This is a genomic window from Blastococcus sp. SYSU DS1021, assembly GCF_054050995.1.
On record NZ_JBJHAL010000029.1, the window covers coordinates 1 to 26,084 of the forward strand.

Consider the following 26,084-nt stretch of genomic DNA (forward strand, 5'->3'; position numbering starts at 1 on the left):
TCACAGAGTTACGGCGGCCATGGCGAGAGGGAAACGCCCGGCAACATTCCGAACCCGGAAGCTAAGCCTCTCAGCGCCGATGGTACTGCCCTGGAGACGGGGTGGGAGAGTAGGACGCCGCCGGACATACTTCACCGAACGGGGGTCAGAGCGAGCGCTCTGGCCCCCGTTCGCTTTTCCATGTCCGCCGCCGGCCGTGCTGGTCGTGTGCGGCGTCTAGCAAAGAGGTACTGAAAAGGCATGACTGCTCCGCGACGTGGTTCCGGCGGGTCCGGCGACGGGCGACAGGGTGGCCGCGGCCCCCGGTCACAGAACGATCGTCGGCCGGAGGGCGGTGCTGGCGCGCGCGGTGGTGCCCGAGGCGATCGACCGGCTCGGCCGCAGGGCGACAGGCCGGCTCGCTCTCAGGGGGATCGTCCCCGTGGTGATTGGCAGGACCGTCGTCCCCAGGGTGACCGCCCGGGTCGACCGCAGGGCGACCGCCCGCGTGGTGACTGGCAGGACCGCCGTTCCCAGGGCGACCGCTCGGGGCGACCGCAGGGTGACCGGCCCGGGCGGCCGCAGGGCGAGCGTCCCCGTGGTGACTGGCAGGACCGTCGTCCCCAGGGCGACCGCCCGGCTCGACCGCAGGGCGACCGCCCGCGTGGTGACTGGCAGGACCGTCGTCCCCAGGGCGACCGCCCGGCTCGACCGCAGGGCGACCGCCCGCGTGGTGACTGGCAGGACCGTCGTCCCCAGGGTGACCGCCCGGCTCGACCGCAGGGCGAGCGTCCCCGTGGTGACTGGCAGGACCGCCGTCCCCAGGGCGACCGCCCGGCTCGGCCGCAGGGCGAGCGTCCCCGTGGTGACTGGCAGGACCGCCGTCCCCAGAGTGACCGCCCGCGTGGTGACTGGCAGGACCGTCGTCCCCAGGGTGACCGCCCGCGTGGTGACTGGCAGGACCGGCGCCCCCAGGGCGACCGCCCGGCTCGGCCGCAGGGGGACAGGCCGGCTCGCTCTCAGGGGGACCGTCCCCGTGGTGACTGGCAGGACCGCCGTCCCCAGGGCGACCGCCCGGCTCGGCCGCAGGGCGAGCGTCCCCGTGGTGACTGGCAGGACCGCCGTCCCCAGGGTGACCGCCCGCGTGGTGACTGGCAGGACCGCCGTCCCCAGGGTGACCGCCCGCGTGGTGACTGGCAGGACCGGCGCCCCCAGGGCGACCGCCCGGCTCGGCCGCAGGGGGACAGGCCGGCTCGCTCTCAGGGGGACCGTCCCCGTGGTGACTGGCAGGACCGCCGTCCCCAGGGCGACCGCCCGGCTCGACCGCAGGGTGACCGGCCGCGTGGTGATTGGCAGGACCGCCGACCGTCGGGGGAAACGCCGCAGGTCAACTGGCGCGACCGACGCCCGGAGGGTGGTCCCTCCGGCGGCCGTCCGTCCCGGGACGCGCAGGACCGGCGCCCCCCGGTGCCGGTCGGTCCGGAGATCCCCGAATGGGCAGATCCCCGGGAGCTGGATCCTGCGATCCGCGCTGCCCTGAAGGGGCTCGACCCGCGCAACTCCGCCAAGGTCGGGGGGCACCTGGTCGCGGCCGGGTCCCTGGTCGACGAGGACCCGGAGACCGCGCTCGCCCATGCACGCGCTGCTCGTGATCGGGCTTCCCGGCTGGCCGTCGTCCGCGAGGCCGTGGGGGTTGCGGCCTACCACGCCGGCGACTACGCCGAGGCGGCTCGGGAGATCCGTGCCTACCGCCGCATGAGCGGGGATCAGGGCTATCGCGCAGTGCTGGCCGATTGTGAGCGTGCGCTCGGCCGTCCCGAGGTGGCCATCCGCCTGGTGAACGAGGCGCTCGCCGAAGGCGTCGACGCCGAGGAGACCGTGGAGCTGCGACTGGTCGAAGCAGGCGCACGACAGGATCTCGGCGAGGAGGCTGCGGCCCGCCTGGTCCTCGAGGCGGCTCTCGGTGGTCGCCCCGAGCCGTCGGCTGTGTTCGCCGGCGATCCGGGCCGGCTGCGGCTGGCCGCTGCCTACGCCGAGCTCCTGCGAGCCCAGGGCGAGGACGAGCGTTCCGATCAGTGGCTCGAGGCCGTCGCGGCAATCGATCCCGAGCTGGCGGGTGAGGATTTCGGCGTCGAGTTCAGCGAGGTCGACGAGGCAGACATGTCCGGAGAGGACGTCGTTCGGGCGGACGTGGTTCCGGGGGAGATCGCTCCGGAGGAGGTGGTTCCGGGAACAGAGGCTCCGGAGGACGTCGCTGCGGAGGACGTCGCTGCGGAGGACGTCGCTGCGGAGGACGTCGCTGCGGAGGACGTAGTCCCGGGAGCAGTGGCCCCGAGAGACATCGCGTTGCAGTTCATCGCTCCGGAGGACGCGAGCCCGACCGCCGGTACCCCGGACGACGGTAACCGCCCGCAGGCGATGAGCTTCGCCGAGGAGGTCGAGGCGGAGGTCGCCGAGCTGCTGGGTGAGACCGACGGCGACGCCCCCTCCGCTGACGAGCGAGCGGGATCCGGGAGCGACGACCAGGAGTCCTGACCCCGAGTCGGGGACGAACCGCCGTCCACACCCGCGCGTGACTCCACAGATCGGGTCGTACGGCGGACGAGGGCGGCACGACCGACCAGGCTGCGGGCATGAGCGTGGCTGTGATCGATCGCAACGACGTGGTCCTGCGGGGGCGGTTGTCCGCCCCCGCAGAACTGCGCACCCTGCCGAGCGGCGACGCGCTGCTCAGCTTCCGTCTGGTGGTGCGCAGACCGGTGCCCACGGTGCGAGGTCGGTCGGTGGACGTCCTCACCTGCATCACGTACGACCGGGCGCTGCAGCGGCGCATCGCCGCCTGGCAGCCCGGTGACGTCGTGGAGGTCGAGGGAGCGCTCCAGCGGCGCTTCTGGCGCACCGGGTCAGGTACCGCGTCGGTCTGCGAGGTCAACTGCCGGCGCGGACGGAAGGTCCCGCGGTCGGCCGGGCGAGCGGCGGGGGAGACCGCCTGACCAGCGTGGCCCGCCGGTCAGTCCGTGAGGGGCCGCAGCACCAGGCCCGTGCGCGGCTTCGGCACGAAGAGGGTGGACTTCCGCGGCATGCGGGCGCCCGCGCGCGCGACCGCGGCGACGTCGGTGGGAGACGGGGCGCGCAGCAGCACGGCGACCCCGTCCTGTTCGAGCGCGGCCGCGACCGCCTCCTCGAGGGTGTGGGCGATGACGACGGCGTCCACCGTGTCCGGCCGGGCCCACAGCAGCTGGACGAGCCCGTGGTGTGCCAGCACCACGTCGAGGTCGCGCCAGGCCGGTGGGGCCTCCGGCGGAACGGCGGCCCGGACCACCGGGTCGGCGCCGGTCAGCCGCACCAGCCGGGCGCCGTCGGTCAGCAGCAGCCCCCGCTCGGCGGGATCCCCCAGCCAGGTGCGCGCCGCCGCGACGACCGCGCCGGCGCCCGCCCCGATGACCGGCAGCTCCGCCGTGACGAACCCGCGAGCCGCCGCGTCCACAGCCGCATCGAACGGCAGGCCGGGCACCACGCGGTGGATCGGGTCGACCCGGAGACCGCCCGGTCCCATGGGCGTGACGAGGGCGAGAACCGCGCCCGACCCCGGTCCACCGCCCTGGGTGCGGGCGTGGGCGCGGGCCGCCGCGAACCGGTGGTGCCCGTCCGCGATCACCGCCCGGGTACGGGCCAGGGCACTCGTGGCAGCCTCCAGCGTCGCCGCGTCGGTCACGCGCCACAGCCGGTGCAGCACGCCGTCGCCGTCACGCAGCTCCAGGGTCGGCGGCGTCCGCCGCACCGTGTCGCTCACGCCGGACACCGCCGGATCGGGATCGTGCGCCAGCACGATGGGTTCGAGGTCCGTGCGGGTCGCGGCGAGCAGGGCGCGCCGTCCCTCCACCGCCGCGGGGTAGGTGTCCTCGTGGGGGAGCACCGCTGTCGACCCCTCCGGCGGCAGGACCACTGCGCCCAGCCACCCGACGGTGGCCGGGGCGCCGTCGGACGGTCGCAGCTCGTACAGCCACAGAGCGGCAGCCTGGTCGCGCACGAGCACGCCCTCGTCCAGCCACGCCTGCAGCGTGGCGGCGGCGAGACCGGCGCAGCTGTCCGGGACGCCCGGCCCACCGTCGAGCCCCGGCAGGATCAGCCGCACGATGTTGTGCGGGTCGGCGTGGACCAGCCGATCCCGGCCGGCCGGGGTCACCAGGTCGTAGGCTGGCGAGCTGACACGGGCGAGGTGCCCGGGATCGCGGTCCCGGTAGGTCAGCGCCCGGAACGGCCGGACCTCCAGGCCCGGGACCGACCCGGGTGTTCGGGGTCCCACCGACGACGAGAGCACGACACAGATCGTAGGAGCGGCAGCGACGGCCGCCGTCGGTCGCTCCCGACCGGCCGGGGAGAGCAGCGAGGACCGGGCAGCGGTCCAGGAAGGAGGCAGCGGTGGCGGAGCCCGGTGCACCGGAGGACCGGGGCGGGGCGCGCCAGGCACCCGCCGGCGGTGTCTACGACTGGTACCACCGCGGGCTGGAGCTGCTCGCCGACCGGCATCCCGACGCCGCCGCCACCCTCCTGGCCCGCGCGGCCGAGGCAGAGCCGGGCTCGCGCAGCGTGCGCGAGGCCCTGGCGCGGGCCCAGTACGACGCCCACCGGTACCCCGAGGCGATCGACACCTTCACCAGCCTCATCGCCTCCGACCCCGCCGACGACTACGCACGGTTCGGCCTCGGGCTGGCCGCCAGCCGCGCCGGCGACCTCGCCCTCGCCGCGGAACAGCTCGCACTCGCCGTGGCCATGCGCCCCGACCTCGCCCACTACGCCCGGGCCCTGCGCGAGGTGCGGGCGCGCCGGATGAGGGGGACCGCATGAGCGACCAGGCCACCGGGTCGCCGATCCCGGCGCTCGCCGCGGGCTGCGCCGAGCCCCCGGCCCGGCTGTACGACGTGGCCCTGCTCGACCTGGACGGGGTGGTCTACGTCGGCCCCGACGCCGTGCCGGGCGTGCCCGCCGCCCTGGCCGGTGCCCGCGCCGCCGGCATGCGGCTGGGCTTCGTCACGAACAACGCCGCCCGCACGCCGGAGCAGGTGGCCGCCCACCTGACCGAGCTGGGGGTGCCGGCCGGCGCGTCCGACGTCATCACCAGTTCCCAGGCGGCGGCCACCGTCGTCGCCGGTCTCCTCGACCCCGCGGCGCGGGTCCTGCCGGTCGGCGGCCCCGGCGTCGCGGCTGCCCTGGAGGCCGCCGGGCTCACGGTGGTCGCCAGCGCGGACGACCATCCGGAGGCCGTCGTCCAGGGGTACGGGCGCGAGGTGGGCTGGGCGCAGCTCGCCGAGGCCGTGGTCGCCGTCCGCAACGGCGCCCGGCACATCGCGACCAATGCCGACGCGTCCATCCCCTCGCCGCGCGGCCCGTTACCGGGCAACGGGGCGATGGTGGCGGTCGTCCGGCAGGTGACCGGATGCGAGCCCCTGGTCACCGGGAAGCCCGACCCTGCCATGCACGCCGAGTGCGTCCGCCGCACCGCCGCCGAGCGCCCGCTGGTGGTGGGCGATCGGCTGGACACCGACATCGAGGGCGCTCGCCGCGCCGGCGCGGCCAGCCTGCTGGTCTTCTCGGGGGTCACCGATCCGGCCACGCTGCTCGCCGCCGGCCCGGACCACCGGCCCGATCTGCTCGCTGCCGACGCCGCCGGGATGCTGCACGCCCACCCCGCGGTGACGGTCGAGGGCCGTACGTGGCGGTGCGGCGGCTGGACGGTCCAGCGGGCCGAGGGCGGCGACGCGCTGGAGCTCCGCGGACCGGACGCCGGACCCCCGCAGCGGGGTGCGGCGGCCTCCGACGACCTCGACGGGTTGCGCGCGCTCTGCGTCGCGCACTGGGCCGCCCACTCCACCGCGGCCGCGCCGGTGCGCGTCCTGGCGCACGGCCCGGCAGCGACCGAGGTCGCGCGGACCTGGCACCTGCCGTCGGCCGGCTCCCGCTGAGCCGCCCGCTCTCAGACCAGCTTGCGCAACCGCAGGAGGTCGCGCAGGCCCGCCTCCAGCTTGACCCGGCCGCTGGCCCACGCCGGCCCGAACGACAGCCGTCCGTCGGTGAGGGCCACCAGGTCGTCGCTGGTCATGGTCAGCCGGATGTCGGCCTTCGGGACGCCGGGACCGTCGGGCACCGCGTGCAGGTCCCGCACCGAACCGGAGCTCAGCCGACCGAGGACCACCTGCTCGAGGTCGGGGAGCCGGCAGGACAGGCTCCGGTCGAGCCCGGCCGCCGCGGGGTTCGCGGCCAGGTCGCCGAGGATGCCCGTGAGGGCGGTCATGCACTGGTCCATCGTGGCCACGCGGCGGGATCTCCCCTGGGATCGGTGGTGGGTGCGGTCGCCCGACGCTATCGCGCTGCTCCGTCGGGCCGGTCCGCGTCGTTGCCGGCCGGTAACCTCCGCAGCAGGACGCCGGCTCGTGCGCGAGCGCGCGCCCTTCCCTCCTCGACCCGATTCCCCGAGAGGTGCTCCGTGACCGAGCCGACCGCACCGCGTCCGGTGCCCGGGCCCCCCCGCCCGGGGGCTGCGCCGGTCGCCGCTCCCGGTGGGCCCACGACCGGGCCGCGGCCGACGCCGGCGACCGAGTCCGTGGTGTCCCAGTCCCCGGCCACCGAGGTCCCGGCGACGGGCGGGGAAACGCCCCCGGCAGGGGCGGGCGCGGGCCACCGGCTGGGCGGTCTGGAGGAGCTGCCCGTGTCCGAGCACGTGGCCGTCTTCGAGGCCGAGCACGCGCGCCTGCAGCGCGAACTCGGCACGATCGATCCGCGCTGATGGCCCGTCGCGCCCGGCTGGACGCCGAGCTCGTGCGCCGCGGCCTCGCCCGGTCGCGCGAGCACGCCGTGAGCCTCATCGCCGAGGGGCGGGTCGCCGTCGCCGGCCAGGCGGCCACCAAGCCGGCGACCGGCGTCGAGGCGGGCACCCCCGTCGTCGTGCGGACCGACCCCGACGAGCCCACCTGGGTGTCCCGCGGCGCGCACAAGCTGCTCGGGGCGCTGGAGGCGTTCCCCGTTCCGGTCGAGGGGCGGCGCGCCCTGGACGCCGGCGCGTCCACCGGCGGCTTCACCGAGGTGCTCCTGGACCGGGGCGCGTCGGAGGTCGTCGCCGTCGACGTCGGGTACGGGGAGCTGGCCTGGTCGCTGCGCACGGACGACCGGGTGCGGGTGCACGAGCGCACCAACGTGCGCACGCTCACCCCCGAGGCGATCGGCGGACCGGTCGACCTCGTGGTCGCCGACCTGTCCTTCATCTCGCTGCGCCTGGTGCTGCCCGCGCTCACCGCGTGCACCCGGCCGGGCGCCGACCTCCTGCCCATGGTGAAGCCGCAGTTCGAGGTGGGCAGGGAGCGGCTCGGTGCCGGCGGGGTCGTGCGCGATCCCGAGCACCGGGTGCAGGCCGTCCTGGAGGTCGGCCGAGCGGCGCACGCACTGGGCTGGGGAACCGCCGGTGTGGTGGCCAGCCCCCTGCCGGGGCCCGCTGGGAACGTGGAGTTCTTCCTCTGGCTGCGGTCCGACGCCGGGCCGACCGAGGAGGACACCGTCCGTCGAGCAGTCCAGGAGGGACCGCAGTGAGCAAGCCGAGCACGGCACCGCGCGACGGGCAGGAGGCCCGGTGGGTCCTGCTCACGGTGCACACCGGGCGGCAGGACATCGTCGAGCTGGCCCGCACGTCCGCGGCGCGGCTGCTCCGCGGCGGCATCGGCGTCAAGGTGCTCGAGGAGGAGGCGCCCGACCTGGAGATCCCCGGCGCCGAGGTGGTTCCCTGCGACGAGGCCGCCGCGAAGGACGCCGAGATCGTCATGGTGTTCGGTGGCGACGGCACCTTTCTGCGCGCCGCCGAGCTGGCCCGGTACACCGACGCCGCGCTGATGGGGGTCAACCTCGGCCGGGTGGGCTTCCTCGCCGAGACCGAGCCCGAGGCGGTCGAGGAGACCCTGACCGCCATCGAGGACTGCGAGTACTCGGTCGAGGAGCGGCTCGCGATCCAGGTCGACGTCCGCGACCGCGACGGCATGGTCGTCGGCGGCACGTGGGCGCTGAACGAGATCTCCGTGGAGAAGGCCGAGCGCTCGCGGGTGCTCGACGTCGTCCTCGCCATCGACGGGCGGCCGCTGACCAGTTTCGGGTGCGACGGCGTCCTGTGCGCCACCCCGACCGGGTCCACCGCCTACGCCTTCTCCGCCGGGGGGCCGGTGGTCTGGCCCGACGTCGAGGCGCTGCTGCTGGTGCCCTCCAACGCCCACGCGCTGTTCGCGCGGCCACTGGTCACCTCGCCGAACTCGGTGGTGACCGTCGCCGTCCCCGCAGACGGCAACCGCGCGCGCGTCTCGGCCGACGGGCGGCGCACCGTCGAGGTCCCCGACGGTGGCCACGTCGACGTCCGCCGGGCGAGCCGGCCGGTACGCATCGCCCGCGTGCACGCCGCGACGTTCGGCGACCGGCTGGTGGCGAAGTTCGGACTGCCGGTCCGCGGCTTCCGTGACGCCCGGCACCCCGGTCCGGGTCACGAGCTGTTCACCAGCCGCAACGTCCTCGCCCGTGATGTCGTCGACGGCTCCGACCTCCCGGCGCGGGAGGTGAGCGGTGGCGGCACGCACGACGGCGTCTGAACGACCGGCCCCGGCGGGCACCGCGACCGGGCGGCTCTCGGAGCTGCGCATCCGGGGACTCGGCGCGATCGACGACGTCACCCTGGAGCTGGGCCGTGGTCTCACCGTCGTGACGGGGGAGACCGGCGCCGGCAAGACCATGGTGGTGACCGGCCTGACCCTGCTGTTCGGCGGGCGGGCCGACCCCGGCCGGGTCCGGGCGAACGGTCGCGCCGGCGTGGAGGGCCGCCTGGAGCTGCCGCCGGAGTCGCCCGCGTGGGCGCGGGCGGCCGACGCCGGTGCCGACCCCGACGACGACGGCAGCCTCATCCTCGCCCGCACCGTCAGCGCCGAGGGCCGGTCCCGCGCGTACCTGGGCGGCCGGAGCGTTCCGGTCGGGGTCGTCGCGGAGCTCGCCGAGAGCCTGCTCGCGGTGCACGGGCAGACCGACCAGCTGCGGCTGTCCCGCCCGGCCGAGCAGCGCCGCGCGCTCGACCGCTACGCCGGCGCCGACCACCTGGCGCTGCTGGAGCGATACCGCGAGGCCTACCAGCGCTGGCGGGACCTGGCCGCGGACCTCGACCGCCGGCGGGGGCAGGCCCGTGAGCTGGCGCAGGCCGCCGACGTCCTCCGTCACGGCCTGGAGGAGATTGCCGCGGTCGCCCCCGAACCCGGCGAGGACGAGGCGCTCGACACCCAGGCCAAGCGGCTCAGCGACGCCGATGCGCTGCGAGCCGCCGCCGACGAGGCGCGCATGGCGCTCATCGGCGACGTCACCGGCGACCTCGTCGGCGGCGAGCTGCCGCAGGACGCCACCGCGTCGCTGGCCATCGCCGAGCGCGCGCTGGCCGGCTCCGACGACCCGACGCTGGTCATGCTCGCCCAGGACCTCGCCGACGCCGTGGCCGTCGTCTCCGACGTCGCCGGCCAGCTCGCCGGCTACGTGGCCGACCTGGACGCCGATCCCGCCCGGCTGGCCGAGGTGCTCGACCGCCGAGCCGCCCTGACGGCGCTGGTCCGCAAGTACGCCGAACCCGGGGCGGGCGTCTCCGGGGTGCTCACCTGGGCCGAGGACGCGCAGCACCGCCTGGCCGAGCTGGACGTCTCCGACGAGGCGCTGGAGGCGCTCGAGGCCGAACGGGACGCCGCCCGCGCGGAGGTCGACCGCCTGGGCGCCGCGATCTCCGCGGGGCGGCGGGCCGCCGCGGAGGGGTTCGCCGCCGAGGTCGGCCGCGAGCTGGCCGGGCTGGCGATGAAGAGCGCCCAGGTCTCTTTCAGCATCGACAGCCACCCCGACGACCCCGGGCCCGAGGGCGTCGACGAGGTGGCGCTGCTGCTGGCCGCGCACCCCGGCGCGCCGCCCCGGCCCGTGCACAAGGGCGCCTCCGGCGGGGAGCTCTCCCGCGTGATGCTGGCCATCGAGGTCGTCTTCGCCGGCGCCGACCCGGTGCCGGTCATGGTCTTCGACGAGGTCGACGCCGGGGTGGGCGGCCAGGCCGCCGGGGAGATCGGCCGGCGGCTTGCCCGCCTGGCCCGGGACCACCAGGTCGTGGTCGTCACGCACCTGGCACAGGTCGCTGCCTTCGCCGACACCCACCTGGTCGTCGACAAGGCACCCGACACCGGTGCCGGGGTCACCGCCACCGACATCCGCTCGGTCGACGGCGAGGACCGCGTGCGCGAGCTGGCTCGCATGCTCTCCGGCCTCGCCGACAGCGACACCGGCCAGGCGCACGCGCGGGAACTGCTCGCCGTGGCGGCGGCTGCCCGCTGACCGGCATTCCCCGGAGCGGGTGAGTGGCCCGCAATGCACCGGGGTAAGGGGCGTCGGTGACCTGCTTCTCCTCCACCGACGAGTCCGCGCACTACGGCTTCTCGGTGTGCATGCTGCTCGACCAGTACCGGGACCAGCTGGGCTGGGTCGAGGAGGGGGTCGACGAACTGGGCACCGGCGACGCCACCGCCATCTCCGACGTGGTGCGCTCCCTGCCCGAGCTGCGCGTGCGCAGCTACGACATCAGCGCCCCGTCGGTGGAGCAGGCCCGCGCCAACATCGCCGAGCGCGGCGTCGCCGACCGCTACACCGTCGAGCTCGGCGACTTCTTCGACCAGGCCGACTCCGCGGGCGGCCACCAGGCCCGGACGGTGATCTCCAACCCGCCCTACATCCCCGCGCCGGACCGGGACATCGTCATGCCCGAGCTCTGGGGCGGTGTCCGCGGGAACGACCTGGTGCTGCAGCTGCTCAAGGCCGGCTACACGAACGTGATCTCCGCGGTCGCCAGCTACTCGGATCCGGAGACGACCGTGCGCACCGCGGAGGAGCTCGGGTACCGGGTCGTCAACTTCCTGGCCACGGGCCTGGACTTCGGCCCGTACAGCAGCGAGCCCAAGGTGCGCGAGCACATCCGCCGGCTGTGCGACGCGGGCCACGCCTGGGCCGGCGAGGACGGCTACATGGTGGCGGTCGCGCTGTTCACCCGCGATCCGGGTCTCCCCGGCAACCGCGGCGACCAGCTGCTCCGTTCTCTGCAGATCAGTCTGTGATCCTCCGGATCACACCGCGGCCAGGAGCCGTTCCCCGCCTGCGCTGAGCCGTTGCCGGCCCTTCTCGGGGAGGCCTCCGGCCGCCCCTCGGCGGGCCGCCTCGCGGGGCGGCTCCCCGACCTCCCTCGGGAGGCCCTCCGGGCCCCGCTCGACAGGTCGGTCACCTGCGCTTGGCGTACCCGGCGAGCCCGAACTGCAGCAGGGCCAGGCCCCGGCGTCCCTGGCGGCGCAGCTCCGCGGCGAGCTCCGGCCCGCTCACCCCGGCCAGGACGCGGTCGCGGGCGAGTTCCAGCAGGGAGGCGTAGAGCCCGAGGACGGCGTGCGCGGCGAGCCACGGTTCGAGCTGGCCCGGCCGGGCCGCCGTCTCCTCGGCGATCAGGTCGGCCAGCGAGGTGGTGAGCTCGCCGAGGATCTCCCGTTCCCGCACCTGGAGCGTCCGGCTGCCCCGGATGACCCGCGCCATCCGGGCCACGCCCTCGGCGGCCTCGGGCGTGCCGAGCAGGCTCACCGCGGCGACCACGAAGCTCCCCGCCGCCGCGGCCACCGACTCACCCGCCGGCCGCCGGCGCACCGCGGCGAGCAGCGCGGCGCGCATCGGCGGATCGGCGTCGAAGACCAGCCCCTCCTTGACGGGGAAGTGGTTGAAGACGGTCTTCTCCACCACGCCGGCGCGCTGGGCGATCTCCACGACGCTCACCGCGTCGAAGCCCCGCGCCTCGAACAGCTCCGTGGCGGCGTCGACGATCCGTTCGCGGGTCTGCTGCCGGCGGTGCTCCCGGATGCCCTGGCCCCGCAGCTTCCGGCGGCCTCGCGGCCGGTCCGCGCCGTCCTGGCCCGCGACGGCCTGGTCCACGCCGTCCTGGTCCGCGACGTCCTCGTCCACCACCGGCGCGGCCGGCGGCACGGGGGGCGCAGCCGGGGCCGCGACCGGCTCCGGAGCCGGAACGGCCCTGATCACCGCGGTGCCGGCAGGGGCCGGGGCGGCCTCCTCGACCTGCGGGAGGGACGCGTCGGTCGTCAGGGCTGCGGCAACACCAGTCACACGGGCAACGCTAGTCACGACTCGGTAACGGTTCCGCGGAAGTAGCCCGCGGGACGAACCCGGCGTGTCGGCCGAAGGTGGTGTCGGACACGCTGAGTGACCAGGGCGTTGCCGAGGCGCGTCGGTGGATCGGCCGGCGTGCCGGGCGTGGCAGCATGCGATGTCATGCGCATCGGCACCGTTCGCCGCGGCCGGGCACAGGAAACCGGGTCCGGCGTCGCCGGCACCGTCCGCCTGGACCGCCGCACGAAGAACCTGACGAAGCGGTTGCGCCCCGGCGACATCGCGGTCATCGACCACGTCGACATCGACCGGGTCAGCGCCGACGCGCTGGTGGGCTGCAAGGTCGCCGCGGTGGTCAACGCCGCGCCCAGCATCTCCGGTCGCTATCCGAACCTGGGGCCGGAGATCCTCATCAACGCCGGGATCCCGCTGCTCGACGACGTCGGCAAGGACGTCTTCGCGAAGGTCAAGGAGGGCACCGAGGTCCGCCTCGACGGCGGCCGGCTGCTCGACGCCGAGGGCACGGTGCTCGCCGAGGGGACCGAGCACGACGCCGAGTCGGTCGCCGCCGCGATGGCCGATGCGAAGGCCGGGCTGTCGGTGCAGCTCGAGGCGTTCGCCGCCAACACGATGGAGTACATGAAGCGGGAGCGCGCGCTCCTGCTCGACGGGGTCGGCGTCCCCGACGTCACCACCTCCATCGAGGGCCGGCACGTGCTCGTGGTCGTCCGCGGCTACGACTACAAGGAGGACCTGCACGCGCTCCGCGCCTACATCCGCGACTACCGCCCGGTCCTCATCGGGGTGGACGGCGGCGCGGACGCCCTCGTCGACGCCGGCTACTCGCCCGACATGATCATCGGTGACATGGACTCGGTCAGCGACGACGTCCTGCGCTCCGGTGCCGAGGTCGTCGTGCACGCCTACGCCGACGGGCGGGCTCCCGGCCTCGCCCGCGTCCAGGACCTCGGCGTGGAGGCGATCACCTTCCCGGCCGCCGCCACGAGCGAGGACATCGCGATGCTGCTGGCCGACGAGAAGGGCGCCACGCTGATCGTCGCGGTCGGCACCCACGCCACCCTCGTCGAGTTCCTCGACAAGGGCCGCGGGGGCATGGCGTCGACGTTCCTCACCCGCCTGCGGCTGGGCGGCAAGCTGGTCGACGCCAAGGGCGTCAGCCGGCTCTACCGCAGCCGCATCTCGACCACCGCGCTCGTCGTCCTGGTGCTCGCCGCCTTCATCGCCATCGGGTCGGCCCTCGCCGTCTCCGCCGCGGGGCGGCTGTACCTCGACCTGCTGCTCGACCAATGGAACAGCTTCATGTTCTGGCTGGAGAACCTCTTCTCGTGATCGACTTCCGCTACCACCTGGTGTCGCTGATCGCCGTGTTCCTCGCGGTCGCGCTCGGGATCGTCATCGGCACCACGGCGCTCAACGAGCCGATCCTGGCCGACATCGAGAACCAGGTCTCCCAGCTCGAGCAGGACAAGCGGGCGCTCGAGGACCAGACCCGCGACCTCCAGGCGCAGCTGAGCACCAGCCAGGAGTTCGAGGAGGCGGTGGGCCCGGTCCTGGTCGACGGCACGCTCACCGAGCGCAGCGTGCTGCTGGTGCTCACCGACGAGGACGTCGCCCCGGAGACGGTCGAGGAGGTCACCGCGCTGATCGGCGACGCCGGGGGCTCGGTCAGCGGCGTCGTGCGCCTGCAGCCGCAGTACAGCGACCCGGCCACCGCGACCGCGCTGCAGAGCTACGTGACCGGCGCGGGGCTCCCCGCCGGCCTCCAGCTGCCCGAGAGCGGCGATGCCGGGGTCCTGGTGGCCTCCCTGCTGTCCCAGGTGCTCATGATCCCCGAGGGCGGTCCGGTGCCGGACACCGCGGCGGTGTCCTCGGTGCTGGCCGGGCTCAGCTCGCTGGAGGTGCTCACCGCCGAGTCGGCCTCCGTCTCGCCGGCCGACCACGCCGTCGTCCTCACCGGTGGCCTGTTCGAGGGTGCGGACGCCGATCAGCGCACCACCATGCTCGTCGAGCTGGTCACCGCGCTCGACGAGCAGGGCCGTGGCGCAGTCGTCGCCGGCACGGCGGCGACGGCGCGCCCCGAGGGGCTCGTCGGCGTGCTGCGCGCGGACCCCGCGCTCGCCGCGGCCGTCTCCACGGTGGACAACGTGGGCACGGAGGTGGGCAGGATCAGCACCGTCCTCGCCCTCGGTCAGGAGTCGCAGGGCACGTCGGGTAAGTACGGGACGGCGGACGACGCCCAGCCGGTGCCGCCGGTGCCCGCGGCCGCGCAGTGAGCGGACGGCGAGCCGCGGCCCTCGCGCTCGCCGGTGCGGGAGCGGCGCGCGTCGCCCTGGCCGCATCGACGGCGCTGACGGCGTCGCCGGCCGGTGCGGCCTGGCGGCGGACGAACTACGCCGGCCGGCCGGTGTCCCTGCTCGGCGGGCCGGCGCTCGCCGTCTCGGCGACGGCGTCGGCGGCGCTCGGCGCCCCGCCCGGGACCCGGGCCGCAGCGGTGGTGGTCGGCGCCGTCTCCGGCCTCGTCGGCGGGTACGACGACCTCGCCGGCGCCCGGCCCGAGCAGGCCCGTGACAAGGGGCTGGCCGGGCACCTGCGGGCGCTCCGGGAGGGCCGCGTCTCGGCCGGGGCGGTCAAGGTGGCCGGTATCGGCGCCGCGGCCGCCGTGGCCGCGATCCTGACCCGCGGGCCCGGCCGGGGCGCCGGTGCCGTGGTCGACGGCGTGCTCACCACCGGCCTGGTCGCCGGCACCGCGAACCTGCTCAACCTGCTGGACCTGCGACCCGGGCGCGCGGCGAAGGTGGCGGCGATCGCCGCGGCCGCCGGTCTGGGTGGCCCGGCGGGGAACCTGGTGGCCGGTCCCTTCGGGGCGAGCCTCGCCGTGCTGCCGGACGACCTCGGCGAGCGGATCATGCTCGGCGACTGCGGCGCGAACTCCGTGGGCGCCCTCCTCGGCCTGCGGCTGGCCCGGATGCCCTCCCGCGGCGCCCGGACGGGCGCGCTGGCGGCCATCACCGCGCTCACCCTGGCCAGCGAGCGGATCAGTTTCACCCGCGTCATCGAGGCCACCCCCGGGCTCCGCGATCTGGACCGCCTCGGTCGCCGATCCTCGTGAGCACCCGGCAGGTGGCGCGCGGGGTGGCCGGCGCCGCCGCGCTGATCGCGGCGCTGACGCTCCTGGCCCGGCTGGCCGGGTTCGGCCGCACGCTCGTCTTCACCAACACGGTGGGGGTCGGCACCACCGGTGACGCCTACCTGGCGGCCAACAACGTCCCGAACATCGTGTTCGAGGTCGTCGCCGGCGGCGCGCTGGCCAGCCTCGTCGTGCCGATGCTCGCCGGTGGCATCGCCGCCGGCGACCGGGAGCAGGTGCGCCGCACCGCCTCGGCGCTGCTGGGCTGGACGCTGCTGCTGCTGGTCCCGCTGTCGCTCCTGGTCGCCGTGTTCGCCGAGCCGATCGCCGAGCTGCTGCTCGGCGGCGGCGACGCGGCGGAGGTACAGCTGGCCAGCCGGTTCCTGCTCGTCTTCGCGCCGCAGGTCGTCCTCTACGGGATCGGCATCGTCCTGACGGGCGTGCTCCAGGCACACCGGCGCTTCGCCTGGCCGGCGCTCGCCCCGCTGCTGTCCAGCGTGGTGGTGGCCACGACCTACCTGGTCTTCGCCGCGATCGGGGGCGGCCGGGACGTCTCCGGGCTCTCCACGCCGGCCGAGCTGGTGCTCGGCGTCGGCACGACGCTCGGCGTGGTCGCCCTCAGCCTCAGCCTCCTGGCGCCGGTGCGCGGACTGCGCCTGGGGCTGCGGCCGGCGTTGCGCTTCCCGGTCGGCGCCGCCCCGCGGGTCCGCCGGCTGGCCGCCGCCGGCGTGCTGACCCTCGCCGGGCAGCAGCTGCTGGCCGCCGTCGCGATCCGGCTGGCCAACGACGGCGCCCCCGCAGGCACGCTCGTCGTGTACGCCGCCGGCCTCACGGTCTTCCTGCTGCCCTGGGCGGCCCTCGCCGTCCCGCTGGCGACGTCGGCCTACCCCGGGCTGGCCGAGAGCGCCGAGAGCGGCGACGAGGCCGCGTACCGCCGTGCGCTGGCGCCGGTCACCGTGCTCGCGGTCGCCGCCTCCGCCGTCGCCGCCGCGGTGCTGGTCGCGACCGCCGGCCCCGTGGCGCGGGTCTTCCTCGCTGCCCAGGGCGACCGCGACGTCGCGGCGCTGCGCGACACCGTCATGGCCTTCGCCCCGGGGTTGCTCGGCTACGGCCTCGTGGCGGTGCTCACCCGGGCGCTGTACGCCCGCGGCCTGTGGAAGGCGCCGACGGCCTGCGTCCTGGGCGGGTGGCTGCTCGCCGTCGTCGCCGACGTCGTCCTGGCCCGGGTCCTGCCCGCCGGCGACCGGGCGCTGGCCCTCGGGCTCGGCCACACCGCGGGGGTCACCGTCGCCGGGGCCGGGCTGCTGCTCGTGGTCGCCCGGGTGGCGGGCCGGCCCGCGCTGGGAGGGTTGGGCCGCACCGGCCCCGTGGCCGTCCTGGCGGCCGTCGTGGGCGGCGCCGCGGGGCTGTGGGTCACCCGGGCGCTGGGCGCGGACCCGGTGCCGGGGGGCGGCCTGCTCGTGACGCTCGGGGTCGGCGTCCTCGCCGGGTGCGTGGTGCTCGCCGTCGCGCTGGCGGTCATGATGGGCACGGCCCGCGCGCAGCTGGTGGGGGCGTTCCGGGAGTTGCGGTCGACGGGCGGGCAGGAGGTGCGCGGTGCCTGAGGCGCCCCTGCGCGGCCGCCGCGTCACCGAGGTGCTCGCCACCAGCACCGGCGGGGTGGGCACCCACGTGCGCTCGCTGCTGCACCCGCTGCTCGCCGCGGGTGCCGACGTGGGTGTGTGCGGCCCGGCAGCCACCGACGCGCTGTTCGACTTCTCCGGCCGCGGCGCGGACTTCACGCCCGTCGAGATCTCCGCCGGGCTGGCCCCCGCCGCCGACGCCCGGGCGGTGCGGGCGCTCCGCACGGCGCTGACCGGCACCGATCTCGTGCACGCGCACGGGTTGCGCGCCGGCCTGGTCGCCGCGGCCGCGCGCCGGCTGGCCGACGGCTCGCCCCCGCTGGTCCTCACCCTGCACAACGCCCTCCCCGAGGGCGGTGGCCTGCGGCGCCGGGTGCTGGCACGCGCGGAGCGGGCCACCGTCCGGGCCGCCGACGTCGTCCTCGCCGCCTCGGCCGACCTGGCGGAGAACGCCCGTCGGCGGGGGGCGCGCGACGTGCGGCTGGCGCCGGTCTCCGCGCCACCGCTGCCCGCGGCCACGCGCACCCCGGCGGAGGTGCGGCAGGAGCTGGGGCTGGACGACGACCGCGCGCTCGTGGTCGCCGTGGGCCGGCTGCACCCGCAGAAGGGCTACGACGTCCTGCTCGACGCCGTGGCCCGCTGGTCGGCCGACCAGCGCGTGCGACCCGCGCCGTCGGTCGTCGTCGCCGGCGACGGGCCGCTGCACGACGAGCTCGCCGGTCGCATCCGGGCCGAGAGGTTGCCGGTCACGCTGCTGGGTCGCCGGGACGACGTCGCGGACCTGCTCGGTGCCGCCGACCTCTGCGTCCTGCCCTCGCGCTGGGAGGCGCGTTCGCTCACCGCCCAGGAGGCGCTGCGGGCGGGGGTGCCCCTGGTGGCCAGTCGCACCGGCGGGCTGCCGGAGCTGCTCGGGGACGCCGCCGAGCTCGTCCCGCCAGGAGACGCCGAGGCCCTGGCCGAGGCCGTGGTGCGGGTGCTCTGCGACAGCGCGCACGCCGCCGACCTCGCCGAGGCGGGGCTGCGGCAGGCGGCCACCTGGCCCGACGAGGAGGGGACGGCCGCGCAGCTGGTCGGCATCTACCGGGACCTGCTCGGGACGTCCCCGGCCCGGCCGGGCACATGACCGGGCCGGCTACGCGGGTGGCACGCAGGACGGCGGCGCTCGTGGCGCTGGTCCTGCTGCTGCTGGTCGGGCTGCCGACCGGGGCGGGTGCGGTGGCCGACCAGCAGGACTACGCCGCCGACCGCGTCGTGGTGGTGGGGGTGCCCGGGCTCACGTGGGCCGATGTCGACGCCACGGCGACGCCGCAGCTGTGGGCGCTGGCGGAGGGGTCGGCGATCGGAGCGACGTCGGTGCGGGCCGCCCGCTCCACCACCTGCCTGCTCGACGGCTGGGCCACGCTCGGCGCGGGGAACCGGGCGCGCTTCCCCGGCACCGACGAGGGGCTGCCACCGGTGCCGCTGCCCACGCTGCCCGATCCGGAGGCGCCCGACGGGGACCGGGAGGAAGCCGGCCCCGAGGAGGAGGCCCCCGAGGAGCCCCGGCTGGACACCTCGCTCACGCGGTGCGGCCTCCAGGAGCGGGTGGCCGCGGTGGCGCTGGGCGATCCGCAGGCCACCGTCGCCCGGATCGCCGAGGACGAGGGCACCGTCCGGTTCGGCGCGCAGCCCGGCGCGCTGGGGGAGGTCGTCGGGTGCGCCGCGGTGTCGGGCCGGGCCGCCGCGCTGGCCGTCGCCGCGGACGGGGTGCCCCTCACCACGGTGCCCACCCTGGTGGCGAACCCCGCCGAGCTGGCCGAGGTGCTGGACTCCTGCCCGCTGACCCTGGTCTCCCTGGACCAGCTCACCGACGCCGGCGCCCCCGGTGCCGAGCCCACCGACGACGGCACCCGGCCCGAGCCGCGGGCGGCCGCCCTGGGCCGGATCGACGACGCGCTGGGGCGGCTGCGCGGCGCGGTCGACGCGCTCCCGGGCGACACCCTGCTGCTGCTCGCCGGCATCTCCGAGGTCAACGACGGCCGGCCCCAGCTGCACGTCGGCATGGCCTCGGGACCCGGCTTCGACGCGGGCTGGCTGACCTCGGCGAGCACCGGCCGGACGCCGTTCGTCCAGCTGATCGACGTGGCACCCACCGCCCTCCGAGCGCTCGGGCTGGACCCGCCGTCGTCGATGAACGGGCAGCCGTGGCGGAGCACCGGGCAGCGACCGCCGCTGCCCGAGGCCGTGGCCGAGCTCGAGCGGGTCAACACCGCCGCGCTCACCCACCACCGCAACACCGGTGTCTTCTTCTGGACCTTCGTGCTCCTCGGCGCTGTCGTCGTCGGGCTGGGCGTGCTGGTCGTCGGCACCGGGCGGCGGGGTGCCCGCCCCGGGGCCTGGCCGCCGGTCCGCCGGGCGCTGCGCCTGCTCTGCCTGGCCGCCGCCGGGCTGCCGGTGGCCACCTACCTCGCGGGTCTGGTGCCGTGGGAACGGGCCGGGGAGCCGTTGCCGGCGCTGGTGACCGCGGTGGTCGTCGCCGACCTGGCAGTGCTGGCGCTCGCCGTCCTGGGCCCGTGGCGCCGCCGCCGGCTGGGGCCGGCGCTGGCGGTCCTCGCGCTGACCCTGGTCACCCTCGTCGGCGACGTGCTCACCGGCTCGACGATGGAGCTCAACGGCCCGCTGGGCTACGACGCGATCGTGGCCGGGCGGTTCACCGGCTACGGCAACCTCAGCTTCGGGCTGCTGTCGGTGAGCGCGCTGACGGTCACCGCGGCGCTGGCCGCGGCGGTCGCACGCCGGTCGAGCCCCCGGCGGCGGCGCAGACGCACGGCCGCCGTGGTGGTGGGGGCCGGGCTGCTCGTCGTCGCCGTGATCGGGGCACCCGGCCTCGGGCGGGACTTCGGAGGCGTCCTGGCGGCCCTGCCCGGCTTCCTGCTCCTGGCCATGCTGCTGACCGGCGTGCGGGTCACGATCGTCCGGCTGGGCGTGATCCTCGCCGCCGCCGTGGTGGCGGTGAGCACGGTGGCGGTGCTCGACTGGACGGGGCCGCCGACGGAGCGCAGCCACCTGGGCCGCTTCGTCGAGCAGGTGCTCAACGGTGAGGCGTGGACGGTGGTGAGCCGCAAGGCCCAGGCCAACATCGGCATCCTGCTGGGCAGCCCGCTGGCGTGGATGCTGCCGGTCGCGCTTGTCGCCGCCGTCTGGCTGCTCCGGCCCGGTGGCCCGCTGCGCAGCGCGCCGACCGTGCCCGGCCGCCCGCCGCGGGGCCCGGCCGGCCTGCCACCCGGGGACGCCGCCGTGCTGCGCGCCGCGCTCCTGTCCGTGGCGCTGAGCCTCACCATCGGAGCGGCGGTCAACGACTCCGGCGTCGCGCTGCCCGCCACCGCCGCGGCCCTGCTGGTACCGCTGCTGGTGTGGCTGGTCGCGGGCCCGCAGGACGGCCGGCGCGAGACGGGTGGGTCCGCGGGTGGCGCTGCGCACTCCGGCCCGGCCGAGGGCTCCGACCGTGTTACGGTCGTCTCCCGTGGATCGACCGTCGGGAACACGTGATCACTCGGGCAGCAACGTCCTGCTCCGCAACAACCAGCCGACGAAGTTCGTCTTCGTCACCGGCGGGGTCGTCTCCTCGCTCGGCAAGGGCCTGACCGCCAGCTCGCTCGGCACCCTGCTGGCCAGCCGCGGCCTCCGGGTCACGATGCAGAAGCTCGATCCGTACCTCAACGTGGACCCGGGCACGATGAACCCGTTCCAGCACGGCGAGGTGTTCGTCACCGAGGACGGTGCGGAGACCGACCTCGACGTCGGCCACTACGAGCGCTTCCTCGACATCGACCTCTCGGGCCGGGCGAACGTGACCACCGGGCAGGTGTACTCCGACGTCATCGCCAAGGAGCGCCGCGGCGAGTACCTCGGTGACACGGTGCAGGTCATCCCGCACATCACCAACGAGATCAAGGCGCGCATCCTCGCCGGTGCCGACGGCGCGGAGCGCGTCGACGTCGTGATCACCGAGATCGGCGGCACGGTCGGCGACATCGAGTCGCTCCCCTTCCTCGAGGCCGCCCGCCAGGTGCGGCACGAGATCGGCCGCGACAACTGCTTCTTCCTGCACATCTCGCTGGTGCCCTACATCGCGCCCTCGGGCGAGCTGAAGACCAAGCCGACGCAGCACTCGGTCGCCGCGCTGCGCAGCATCGGCATCCAGCCCGACGCCCTGGTCTGCCGCTCGGACCGCGAGATCAACGAGGGCCTCAAGCGCAAGATCAGCCTGATGTGCGACACCGACGCCGAGGGGGTCATCTCCTGCCCCGACGCGCCGTCGATCTACGACATCCCCAAGGTGCTGCACCGGGAGGGGCTCGACGCCTACGTCGTCCGCCGGCTGGGCCTGCCGTTCCGCGACGTGGACTGGACGGTCTGGGGCGACCTGCTCGACCGCGTCCACGCCCCGAAGCAGACCGTGACGATCGCGCTCGTCGGCAAGTACATCGACCTGCCCGACGCCTACCTCTCGGTCACCGAGGCGCTGCGCGCCGGTGGCTTCGCGCACCGCAGCCGGGTGCAGATCCGCTGGGTCGCCTCCGACGACTGCGAGACCGAGGAGGGCGCGGAGAAGGCGCTGGCCGGCGTCGACGGCGTGTGCATCCCCGGCGGGTTCGGGGTGCGCGGCATCGAGGGCAAGCTCGGCGCGATCCGGCACGCCCGGGTCAACGGCATCCCGACCCTGGGGCTGTGCCTGGGCCTGCAGTGCATGGTCATCGAGACCGCCCGGAACCTGGCCGGGATCACCGGCGCGAACTCCACCGAGTTCGACCCGAGCACCCCCGACCCGGTCATCTCCACGATGGCCACCCAGCTCGACGTCGTCGCCGGGCGCGGGGACATGGGCGGCACGATGCGGCTGGGCAGCTACCCGGCCGTGCTGCAGAAGGGCTCGGTCGTGGCCGCCGCCTACGGGTCGACGGAGATCACCGAGCGGCACCGCCACCGCTACGAGGTGGCCAACGCCTACCGGGACCGGCTCAGCGAGACCGGCCTGGTCTTCTCCGGCACCTCGCCGGACGGGACGCTGGTGGAGTTCGCCGAGCTCCCCGCCGACGTCCACCCCTTCTTCGTCGGCACCCAGGCCCACCCGGAGCTCAAGAGCCGCCCCACCCGGCCGCACCCGCTGTTCGCGGCGTTCGTGCAGGCAGCCGTCGACTACCAGGAGTCGGCGCGGCTGCCGGTGCCGGTGGACGAGGCGGAGAAGGTCGGCATCTGATGGGCAAGGGCGAGCCGGACGCCCACGAGTACCGCGTGCTGGCCACCGAGCCGGTGTACGAGGGGCGGGTCATCCGCCTGGTCAAGGACACCGTGGCGATGCCCGGCGGCGGGGACAGCGTCCGGGAGGTGGTCCGCCACCCGGGGGCGGTGGCGGTCGTGGCGCTCACCGAGACCGACGAGGTGGTCCTCCTGCGGCAGTACCGGCACCCGGTGGGCGGCTACCTGTGGGAGCTGCCGGCGGGGCTCCGCGACGCGGAGGGTGAGCCACCGCTGGAGACGGCGAAGCGGGAGCTGGCCGAGGAGGTCCGGCTCTCGGCCGCGCGGTGGTCGCTGCTGACCACCCACTACAGCTCGCCCGGCTTCTGCGACGAGCAGGTGCTGGTCTACCTGGCCGAGGGGCTCACCGAGGTCGACCGCCCCGAGGGCTTCACCGTGGAGCACGAGGAGCTGGACATGACCGTGGAGCGGGTACCGCTCGCCGACGCGGTCCAGCGGGTGTTCGACGGCGACATCCGCAACGTCGCCGCCGTCGTGGGGCTGCTGGCCGCTGCCCAGGTGCGGGCGGCGGGCCCGCGGCTCCGCCCGGTCGACGCCGGCTGAGGCGGCCGCCGATCACGGCGCGCCGGCGTAGCGGCCGGTGAGCTCGGCGCCGATCCGCGCCAGCTCGGCCCGGACCGGCGCCGGCTCGATCGCCTCGACGTCGGCGCCCCAGCCGGCGAGCGTGCGGGCGATGTCCAACGGCGTCCGGGGCGGCCAGGCGGACCCGCGCCCGGCCGTCCCCGGGCCGCGTTCGAGCGGTTGCTGTCGCTGGGCGCGACGGTGCACCAGGAGCCGGTCGAGCGGGGCCCCGGCTACGTCACCGCATCGGTGGTCGACCCCTTCGGCAACGTGCTCGGGGTCATGGCCAACCAGCACTACCTCGACGTGGTCGAGGGCCGCTCCCCGGCGTGACGGGTTCCGCGGCCGGTGCCGGGTCGCGCCGGTCAGCCCGGCAGCCGGAGGCCGAGCCGAGCGAGCTCCACGGCGGCCAGGGCGCGCACCGCGGCAGGGTCCCCGGCGTGCCAGGCCGCACCCGTGCCGGCAGGCAGCGCGGCGAGCCGGGGGAGCGGCGCGTTCGCCAGGGCCCGGGCGGCGAGGACGTGGAGATCCGGTGTGCCCGCCAGCAGGGTGCGGGTCGCACCCGCCTCGCGGGCGTACCGCAGCCGCCAGGGCAGCCAGCGCAGCAGCAGCCAGCCCACGGGGAGCAGCACGAGGACGACGGCGAGGATCGTCGCCAGCGTGCCGACGGCGTCCTGCGCCGACTGCCCGGCCCCCAGCACCGAGCCCCCGGCGCCGGCGAGCGCGCCGAACGGCGCGGCCAGCTCGTCGCCCACCACGGGCACGTCCTCGGCCGCCGCCGCGGCCGAGCCCATGGAGCCGGCGACCGACCGGCCGAGGTCCTCGACCGCCCGTCCCGGCTCGGCCAGCACCAGGACGGCGCCGTGCGCGGCCCGTGCCACGAGCACCCAGACCACCGACCACGCCAGGAAGCCGAGGTCGGCGGCCAGCTGACGTGCCCGCAGGGCGGGGTACTGGGCGTAGAAGCGCATGGGGCGGTCCTCCGGGAGGGCGGGTGGCCCCGTCATCGTCGGCCGGCCGGGTGTTCGCGGCAGCCCGGCCGCCCGGCCGCGCGCGGTCACGAATCGGCTTCCGCCCCGGTACCGAGCCGGTCGGCATGCCTACACTCCGCGGCGAGGCCCGCCCCGACCGGGCGGCCCACGATGCGGTGGGGTGCCCCGTCACCCTCGGGGAGCGCCCCGCCGGGACCAGGAGAGCCAGCGATGCGGGTCGGAGTTCCCCGAGAGGTCAAGAACCGGGAGTACCGGGTGGCGCTCACCCCGGCCGGTGTCACCGAGCTGACGCGGGCCGGGCACACGGTGCTGGTCGAGCGGGGAGCGGGGGAGGGGTCGTCCATCCCGGACGAGGACTTCACCGCCGCGGGCGCACGGCTGGTGGCCTCCGCCGACGACGTCTGGGCCGACGCCGAGCTGCTGCTCAAGGTGAAGGAGCCGGTCGCCGAGGAGTACGGCCGGCTGCGGGCCGGGCAGACGCTCTTCACCTACCTCCACCTCGCCGCTTCCCGGGAGTGCACCGAGGCGCTCGTCGCCTCCGGGACCACGGCGATCGCCTACGAGACCGTGCAGAAGGCCGACGGCACCCTGCCCCTTCTGGCCCCCATGTCGGAGGTCGCCGGGCGGATGGCGCCCCAGGTGGGGGCCCACTGCCTCGAGCGGGCGCACGGCGGCCGCGGGGTGCTGCTCGGCGGTGTGTCCGGGGTCTACGCCGCCAAGGTCGTGGTGATCGGTGCCGGCGTCTCGGGGATGAACGCGGCGGCGATCGCCCTCGGCATGCAGGCCGAGGTCGTCGTCCTCGACCGCGACATCGACAAGCTGCGCGCCGCCGACCGGATCTACCAGGGGCACCTGCAGACCGTCGCCTCCAACGCCTACGAGCTGGAGCGCGCCGTGCTCGACGCCGACCTGGTGATCGGCGCGGTGCTGGTCCCCGGCGCGAAGGCCCCCACCCTGGTGAGCAACGACCTGGTGGCGCGGATGAGGTCCGGGTCGGTGCTGGTGGACATCGCCGTCGACCAGGGGGGCTGCTTCGAGGCCACCCGGCCGACCACGCACGACGACCCGACCTTCCGCGTGCACGAGTCGATCTTCTACTGCGTGGCGAACATGCCGGGGGCGGTGCCGAACACCTCCACGCACGCGCTGACCAACGTGACGCTGCCCTACGTCATGGCGCTCGCGGCCGAGGGGACGTCCGCCGCGGTCCGGCGCGACCCGGCCCTGGCCCACGGGGTGAACGTGGTCGGTGGCAGCGTGGTGCTGCCCGAGGTGGCCGAGGCCCACGGCATGGCCGCCGTCCCGCTCCAGGAGGTGCTCCCCTGACCAGCACGCTGTCCGCGGGACCGGACGTCGAACGCGTCGTCACCGGCTACCTGGACCACCTGACCGTGGAACGGGGGCTGGCGGCCAACACCATCGCCTCCTACCGCCGCGATCTGCGCCGCTACAGCGAGTACCTGGCGGCGGTGGGCGTGCGCGGCCTGCGGGAGGTCGCCGAGTCCGACGTCGCCGGCTTCCTGACCGCACTGCGCCGGGGCGACGACGACCACCCGCCCCTGTCGGCGACCTCCGCCGCCCGCGCGGTCGTGGCCGTGCGCGGACTGCACAGGTTCGCGCTCCTCGACGGGCTGGTGCCCGACGACGTCGCCCACGAGGTGCGCCCGCCCACGCCGGCCCGTCGGCTGCCCAAGGCGGTGCCCGTGGAGTCGGTGGTCGCGCTGATCGAGGCGGCCGGAGCCCTGGAGGGGCCGCGCGGGTTGCGCGACCGCGCGCTGCTGGAACTGCTCTACGGCACCGGCGCCCGCATCTCCGAGGCCGTCGGTCTGGCGGTGGACGACCTCGACCGTGGGCAGAGCGCCGTCCGGCTGGCCGGCAAGGGCGGCAAGGAGCGCGTGGTACCGGTCGGCAGCTACGCCCTGCGGGCCGTGGAGGAGTACCTGGTGCGGGCCCGCCCGGCGCTCGCCGCGAACGGCCGGGCCGGAGTGCGCGGCGGCGCGCTGTTCCTCAACGTGCGCGGCGGCCCGCTGTCCCGGCAGAGCGCCTGGTCGATCCTGCGGACGGCCGCCGAGCGGGCGGGCCTGGAGGGCGAGATCTCACCGCACACGCTGCGGCACTGCTTCGCGACCCACCTGCTCGACGGCGGCGCCGACGTCCGCGTGGTCCAGGAGCTGCTGGGCCACGCCTCGGTGACGACCACGCAGGTCTACACGCTGGTGACCGTCGACCGACTGCGCGAGGTCTACGCGACCAGCCACCCCCGTGCGCTCACCTGACAGCAGGGAACGCTCGGAT

The 26,084-nt window shown here is 75.8% G+C and carries 26 protein-coding genes and 1 rRNA gene; 22 read left to right on the plus strand and 5 right to left on the minus strand.

The window, feature by feature from the left end; genetic code table 11:
- Positions 1–9 precede the first annotated feature (9 nt).
- The 4 genes from rrf (at position 10) to ACI8AP_RS18030 (ending at position 2,972) form a co-directional block, all read left to right on the plus strand.
- A 5S ribosomal RNA gene (gene rrf / locus ACI8AP_RS18015) occupies positions 10–126 on the plus strand.
- Positions 127–334: 208 nt separating this feature from the next.
- On the plus strand, positions 335–1,519 hold the full coding sequence (locus ACI8AP_RS18020) for a hypothetical protein (RefSeq protein ID WP_456590738.1): 1,185 nt from the start codon (positions 335–337) through the stop codon (positions 1,517–1,519).
- Complete coding sequence (locus tag ACI8AP_RS18025) at positions 1,447–2,514, plus strand: hypothetical protein (RefSeq protein ID WP_456590739.1); 1,068 nt, start codon at positions 1,447–1,449, stop codon at positions 2,512–2,514. The genes ACI8AP_RS18020 and ACI8AP_RS18025 overlap by 73 nt, the downstream gene beginning before the upstream one ends.
- A 98-nt stretch (positions 2,515–2,612) precedes the next feature.
- The gene (locus tag ACI8AP_RS18030) at positions 2,613–2,972 is read left to right on the plus strand and encodes a single-stranded DNA-binding protein (RefSeq protein WP_456590740.1); all 360 of its coding nucleotides are present in this window, start codon (positions 2,613–2,615) and stop codon (positions 2,970–2,972) included.
- 17 nt (positions 2,973–2,989) lie between these two features.
- On the opposite strand, the gene ACI8AP_RS18035 is transcribed toward ACI8AP_RS18030, so the two are convergent.
- Entirely contained in the window at positions 2,990–4,300 is a 1,311-nt protein-coding gene (locus ACI8AP_RS18035; protein WP_456590741.1) for a DUF1015 domain-containing protein, read from the minus strand.
- Between the two features lie 101 nt (positions 4,301–4,401).
- On the opposite strand from ACI8AP_RS18035, the gene ACI8AP_RS18040 reads away from it, so the two are divergent.
- Together ACI8AP_RS18040 and ACI8AP_RS18045 are read left to right on the plus strand one after the other, a co-directional pair.
- Positions 4,402–4,827: a tetratricopeptide repeat protein gene (locus ACI8AP_RS18040; RefSeq protein ID WP_456590742.1), complete on the plus strand. Its 426-nt coding sequence runs from the start codon at positions 4,402–4,404 to the stop codon at positions 4,825–4,827.
- On the plus strand, positions 4,824–5,942 hold the full coding sequence (locus ACI8AP_RS18045; protein WP_456590743.1) for an HAD-IIA family hydrolase: 1,119 nt from the start codon (positions 4,824–4,826) through the stop codon (positions 5,940–5,942). Before ACI8AP_RS18040 ends, ACI8AP_RS18045 begins: the two co-directional genes overlap by 4 nt.
- Before the next feature lie 11 nt (positions 5,943–5,953).
- Here the strand turns inward: ACI8AP_RS18045 and ACI8AP_RS18050 are convergent, their stop codons facing one another.
- Positions 5,954–6,271: a sterol-binding protein gene (locus ACI8AP_RS18050; RefSeq protein ID WP_456590744.1), complete on the minus strand. Its 318-nt coding sequence runs from the start codon at positions 6,269–6,271 to the stop codon at positions 5,954–5,956.
- A gap of 312 nt (positions 6,272–6,583) precedes the next feature.
- Between ACI8AP_RS18050 and ACI8AP_RS18055 the strand changes: the two genes are divergently transcribed.
- Genes ACI8AP_RS18055 through ACI8AP_RS18075 form a run of 5 tightly spaced genes read left to right on the plus strand, consistent with a single transcriptional unit; the run spans position 6,584 to position 11,123 of the window.
- Entirely contained in the window at positions 6,584–6,763 is a 180-nt protein-coding gene (locus ACI8AP_RS18055) for a hypothetical protein (RefSeq protein WP_456590745.1), read from the plus strand.
- Positions 6,763–7,560 (plus strand): TlyA family RNA methyltransferase, encoded by a 798-nt coding sequence (locus ACI8AP_RS18060; RefSeq protein WP_456590746.1) that lies wholly within the window; start codon positions 6,763–6,765, stop codon positions 7,558–7,560. The genes ACI8AP_RS18055 and ACI8AP_RS18060 overlap by 1 nt, the downstream gene beginning before the upstream one ends.
- A complete protein-coding gene (locus tag ACI8AP_RS18065; protein ID WP_456590747.1) occupies positions 7,557–8,597 on the plus strand; it encodes an NAD kinase in 1,041 nt (346 codons plus the stop codon). Before ACI8AP_RS18060 ends, ACI8AP_RS18065 begins: the two co-directional genes overlap by 4 nt.
- On the plus strand, positions 8,572–10,350 hold the full coding sequence (gene recN, locus ACI8AP_RS18070) for a DNA repair protein RecN (protein WP_456590748.1): 1,779 nt from the start codon (positions 8,572–8,574) through the stop codon (positions 10,348–10,350). The genes ACI8AP_RS18065 and recN overlap by 26 nt, the downstream gene beginning before the upstream one ends.
- Positions 10,351–10,406: 56 nt before the next feature.
- On the plus strand, positions 10,407–11,123 hold the full coding sequence (locus ACI8AP_RS18075) for a methylase (RefSeq protein ID WP_456590749.1): 717 nt from the start codon (positions 10,407–10,409) through the stop codon (positions 11,121–11,123).
- A 160-nt stretch (positions 11,124–11,283) separates the two neighbouring features.
- Here the strand turns inward: ACI8AP_RS18075 and ACI8AP_RS18080 are convergent, their stop codons facing one another.
- Positions 11,284–12,165, minus strand: coding sequence for a TetR/AcrR family transcriptional regulator (locus ACI8AP_RS18080; RefSeq protein ID WP_456590750.1), 882 nt, complete (start codon positions 12,163–12,165; stop codon positions 11,284–11,286).
- Positions 12,166–12,330: 165 nt separating this feature from the next.
- Here ACI8AP_RS18080 and steA point away from each other — a divergent pair, with 165 nt between their 5' ends.
- The 8 genes from steA to ACI8AP_RS18120 are packed head-to-tail and all read left to right on the plus strand — an operon-like array spanning position 12,331 to position 22,779.
- The gene (steA, locus tag ACI8AP_RS18085) at positions 12,331–13,518 is read left to right on the plus strand and encodes a putative cytokinetic ring protein SteA (RefSeq protein ID WP_456590751.1); all 1,188 of its coding nucleotides are present in this window, start codon (positions 12,331–12,333) and stop codon (positions 13,516–13,518) included.
- Positions 13,515–14,462, plus strand: coding sequence for a copper transporter (locus ACI8AP_RS18090; RefSeq protein WP_456590752.1), 948 nt, complete (start codon positions 13,515–13,517; stop codon positions 14,460–14,462). The genes steA and ACI8AP_RS18090 overlap by 4 nt, the downstream gene beginning before the upstream one ends.
- Positions 14,459–15,298: a hypothetical protein gene (locus tag ACI8AP_RS18095; RefSeq protein ID WP_456590753.1), complete on the plus strand. Its 840-nt coding sequence runs from the start codon at positions 14,459–14,461 to the stop codon at positions 15,296–15,298. Before ACI8AP_RS18090 ends, ACI8AP_RS18095 begins: the two co-directional genes overlap by 4 nt.
- The gene (gene murJ / locus ACI8AP_RS18100) at positions 15,295–16,920 is read left to right on the plus strand and encodes a murein biosynthesis integral membrane protein MurJ (RefSeq protein ID WP_456590754.1); all 1,626 of its coding nucleotides are present in this window, start codon (positions 15,295–15,297) and stop codon (positions 16,918–16,920) included. The genes ACI8AP_RS18095 and murJ overlap by 4 nt, the downstream gene beginning before the upstream one ends.
- A complete protein-coding gene (locus tag ACI8AP_RS18105) occupies positions 16,913–18,061 on the plus strand; it encodes a glycosyltransferase family 4 protein (protein WP_456590755.1) in 1,149 nt (382 codons plus the stop codon). The genes murJ and ACI8AP_RS18105 overlap by 8 nt, the downstream gene beginning before the upstream one ends.
- Before the next feature lie 17 nt (positions 18,062–18,078).
- A complete protein-coding gene (locus ACI8AP_RS18110; RefSeq protein WP_456590756.1) occupies positions 18,079–20,466 on the plus strand; it encodes a hypothetical protein in 2,388 nt (795 codons plus the stop codon).
- Positions 20,441–22,177: a CTP synthase gene (locus ACI8AP_RS18115; protein ID WP_456590757.1), complete on the plus strand. Its 1,737-nt coding sequence runs from the start codon at positions 20,441–20,443 to the stop codon at positions 22,175–22,177. The genes ACI8AP_RS18110 and ACI8AP_RS18115 overlap by 26 nt, the downstream gene beginning before the upstream one ends.
- The gene (locus tag ACI8AP_RS18120; protein WP_456590758.1) at positions 22,177–22,779 is read left to right on the plus strand and encodes an NUDIX domain-containing protein; all 603 of its coding nucleotides are present in this window, start codon (positions 22,177–22,179) and stop codon (positions 22,777–22,779) included. Before ACI8AP_RS18115 ends, ACI8AP_RS18120 begins: the two co-directional genes overlap by 1 nt.
- Before the next feature lie 12 nt (positions 22,780–22,791).
- On the opposite strand, the gene ACI8AP_RS18125 is transcribed toward ACI8AP_RS18120, so the two are convergent.
- Positions 22,792–22,917 carry a WCX domain-containing protein gene (locus tag ACI8AP_RS18125; protein WP_456590759.1) on the minus strand — a complete coding sequence of 42 codons (126 nt, stop codon included), beginning with the start codon at positions 22,915–22,917 and terminating at the stop codon, positions 22,792–22,794.
- A gap of 60 nt (positions 22,918–22,977) precedes the next feature.
- On the opposite strand from ACI8AP_RS18125, the gene ACI8AP_RS18130 reads away from it, so the two are divergent.
- On the plus strand, positions 22,978–23,130 hold the full coding sequence (locus ACI8AP_RS18130; RefSeq protein WP_456590760.1) for a VOC family protein: 153 nt from the start codon (positions 22,978–22,980) through the stop codon (positions 23,128–23,130).
- A 32-nt stretch (positions 23,131–23,162) separates the two neighbouring features.
- Here ACI8AP_RS18130 and ACI8AP_RS18135 read toward each other — a convergent pair whose 3' ends face one another.
- Positions 23,163–23,768 (minus strand): hypothetical protein, encoded by a 606-nt coding sequence (locus ACI8AP_RS18135; protein ID WP_456590761.1) that lies wholly within the window; start codon positions 23,766–23,768, stop codon positions 23,163–23,165.
- Positions 23,769–23,999: 231 nt separating this feature from the next.
- Between ACI8AP_RS18135 and ald the strand changes: the two genes are divergently transcribed.
- Both ald and ACI8AP_RS18145 read left to right on the plus strand, forming a co-directional pair.
- Positions 24,000–25,115 (plus strand): alanine dehydrogenase, encoded by a 1,116-nt coding sequence (gene ald / locus ACI8AP_RS18140; RefSeq protein ID WP_456590762.1) that lies wholly within the window; start codon positions 24,000–24,002, stop codon positions 25,113–25,115.
- A gap of 8 nt (positions 25,116–25,123) precedes the next feature.
- Positions 25,124–26,065: a site-specific tyrosine recombinase XerD gene (locus ACI8AP_RS18145; protein WP_456590793.1), complete on the plus strand. Its 942-nt coding sequence runs from the start codon at positions 25,124–25,126 to the stop codon at positions 26,063–26,065.
- Positions 26,066–26,084: the final 19 nt, after the last annotated feature.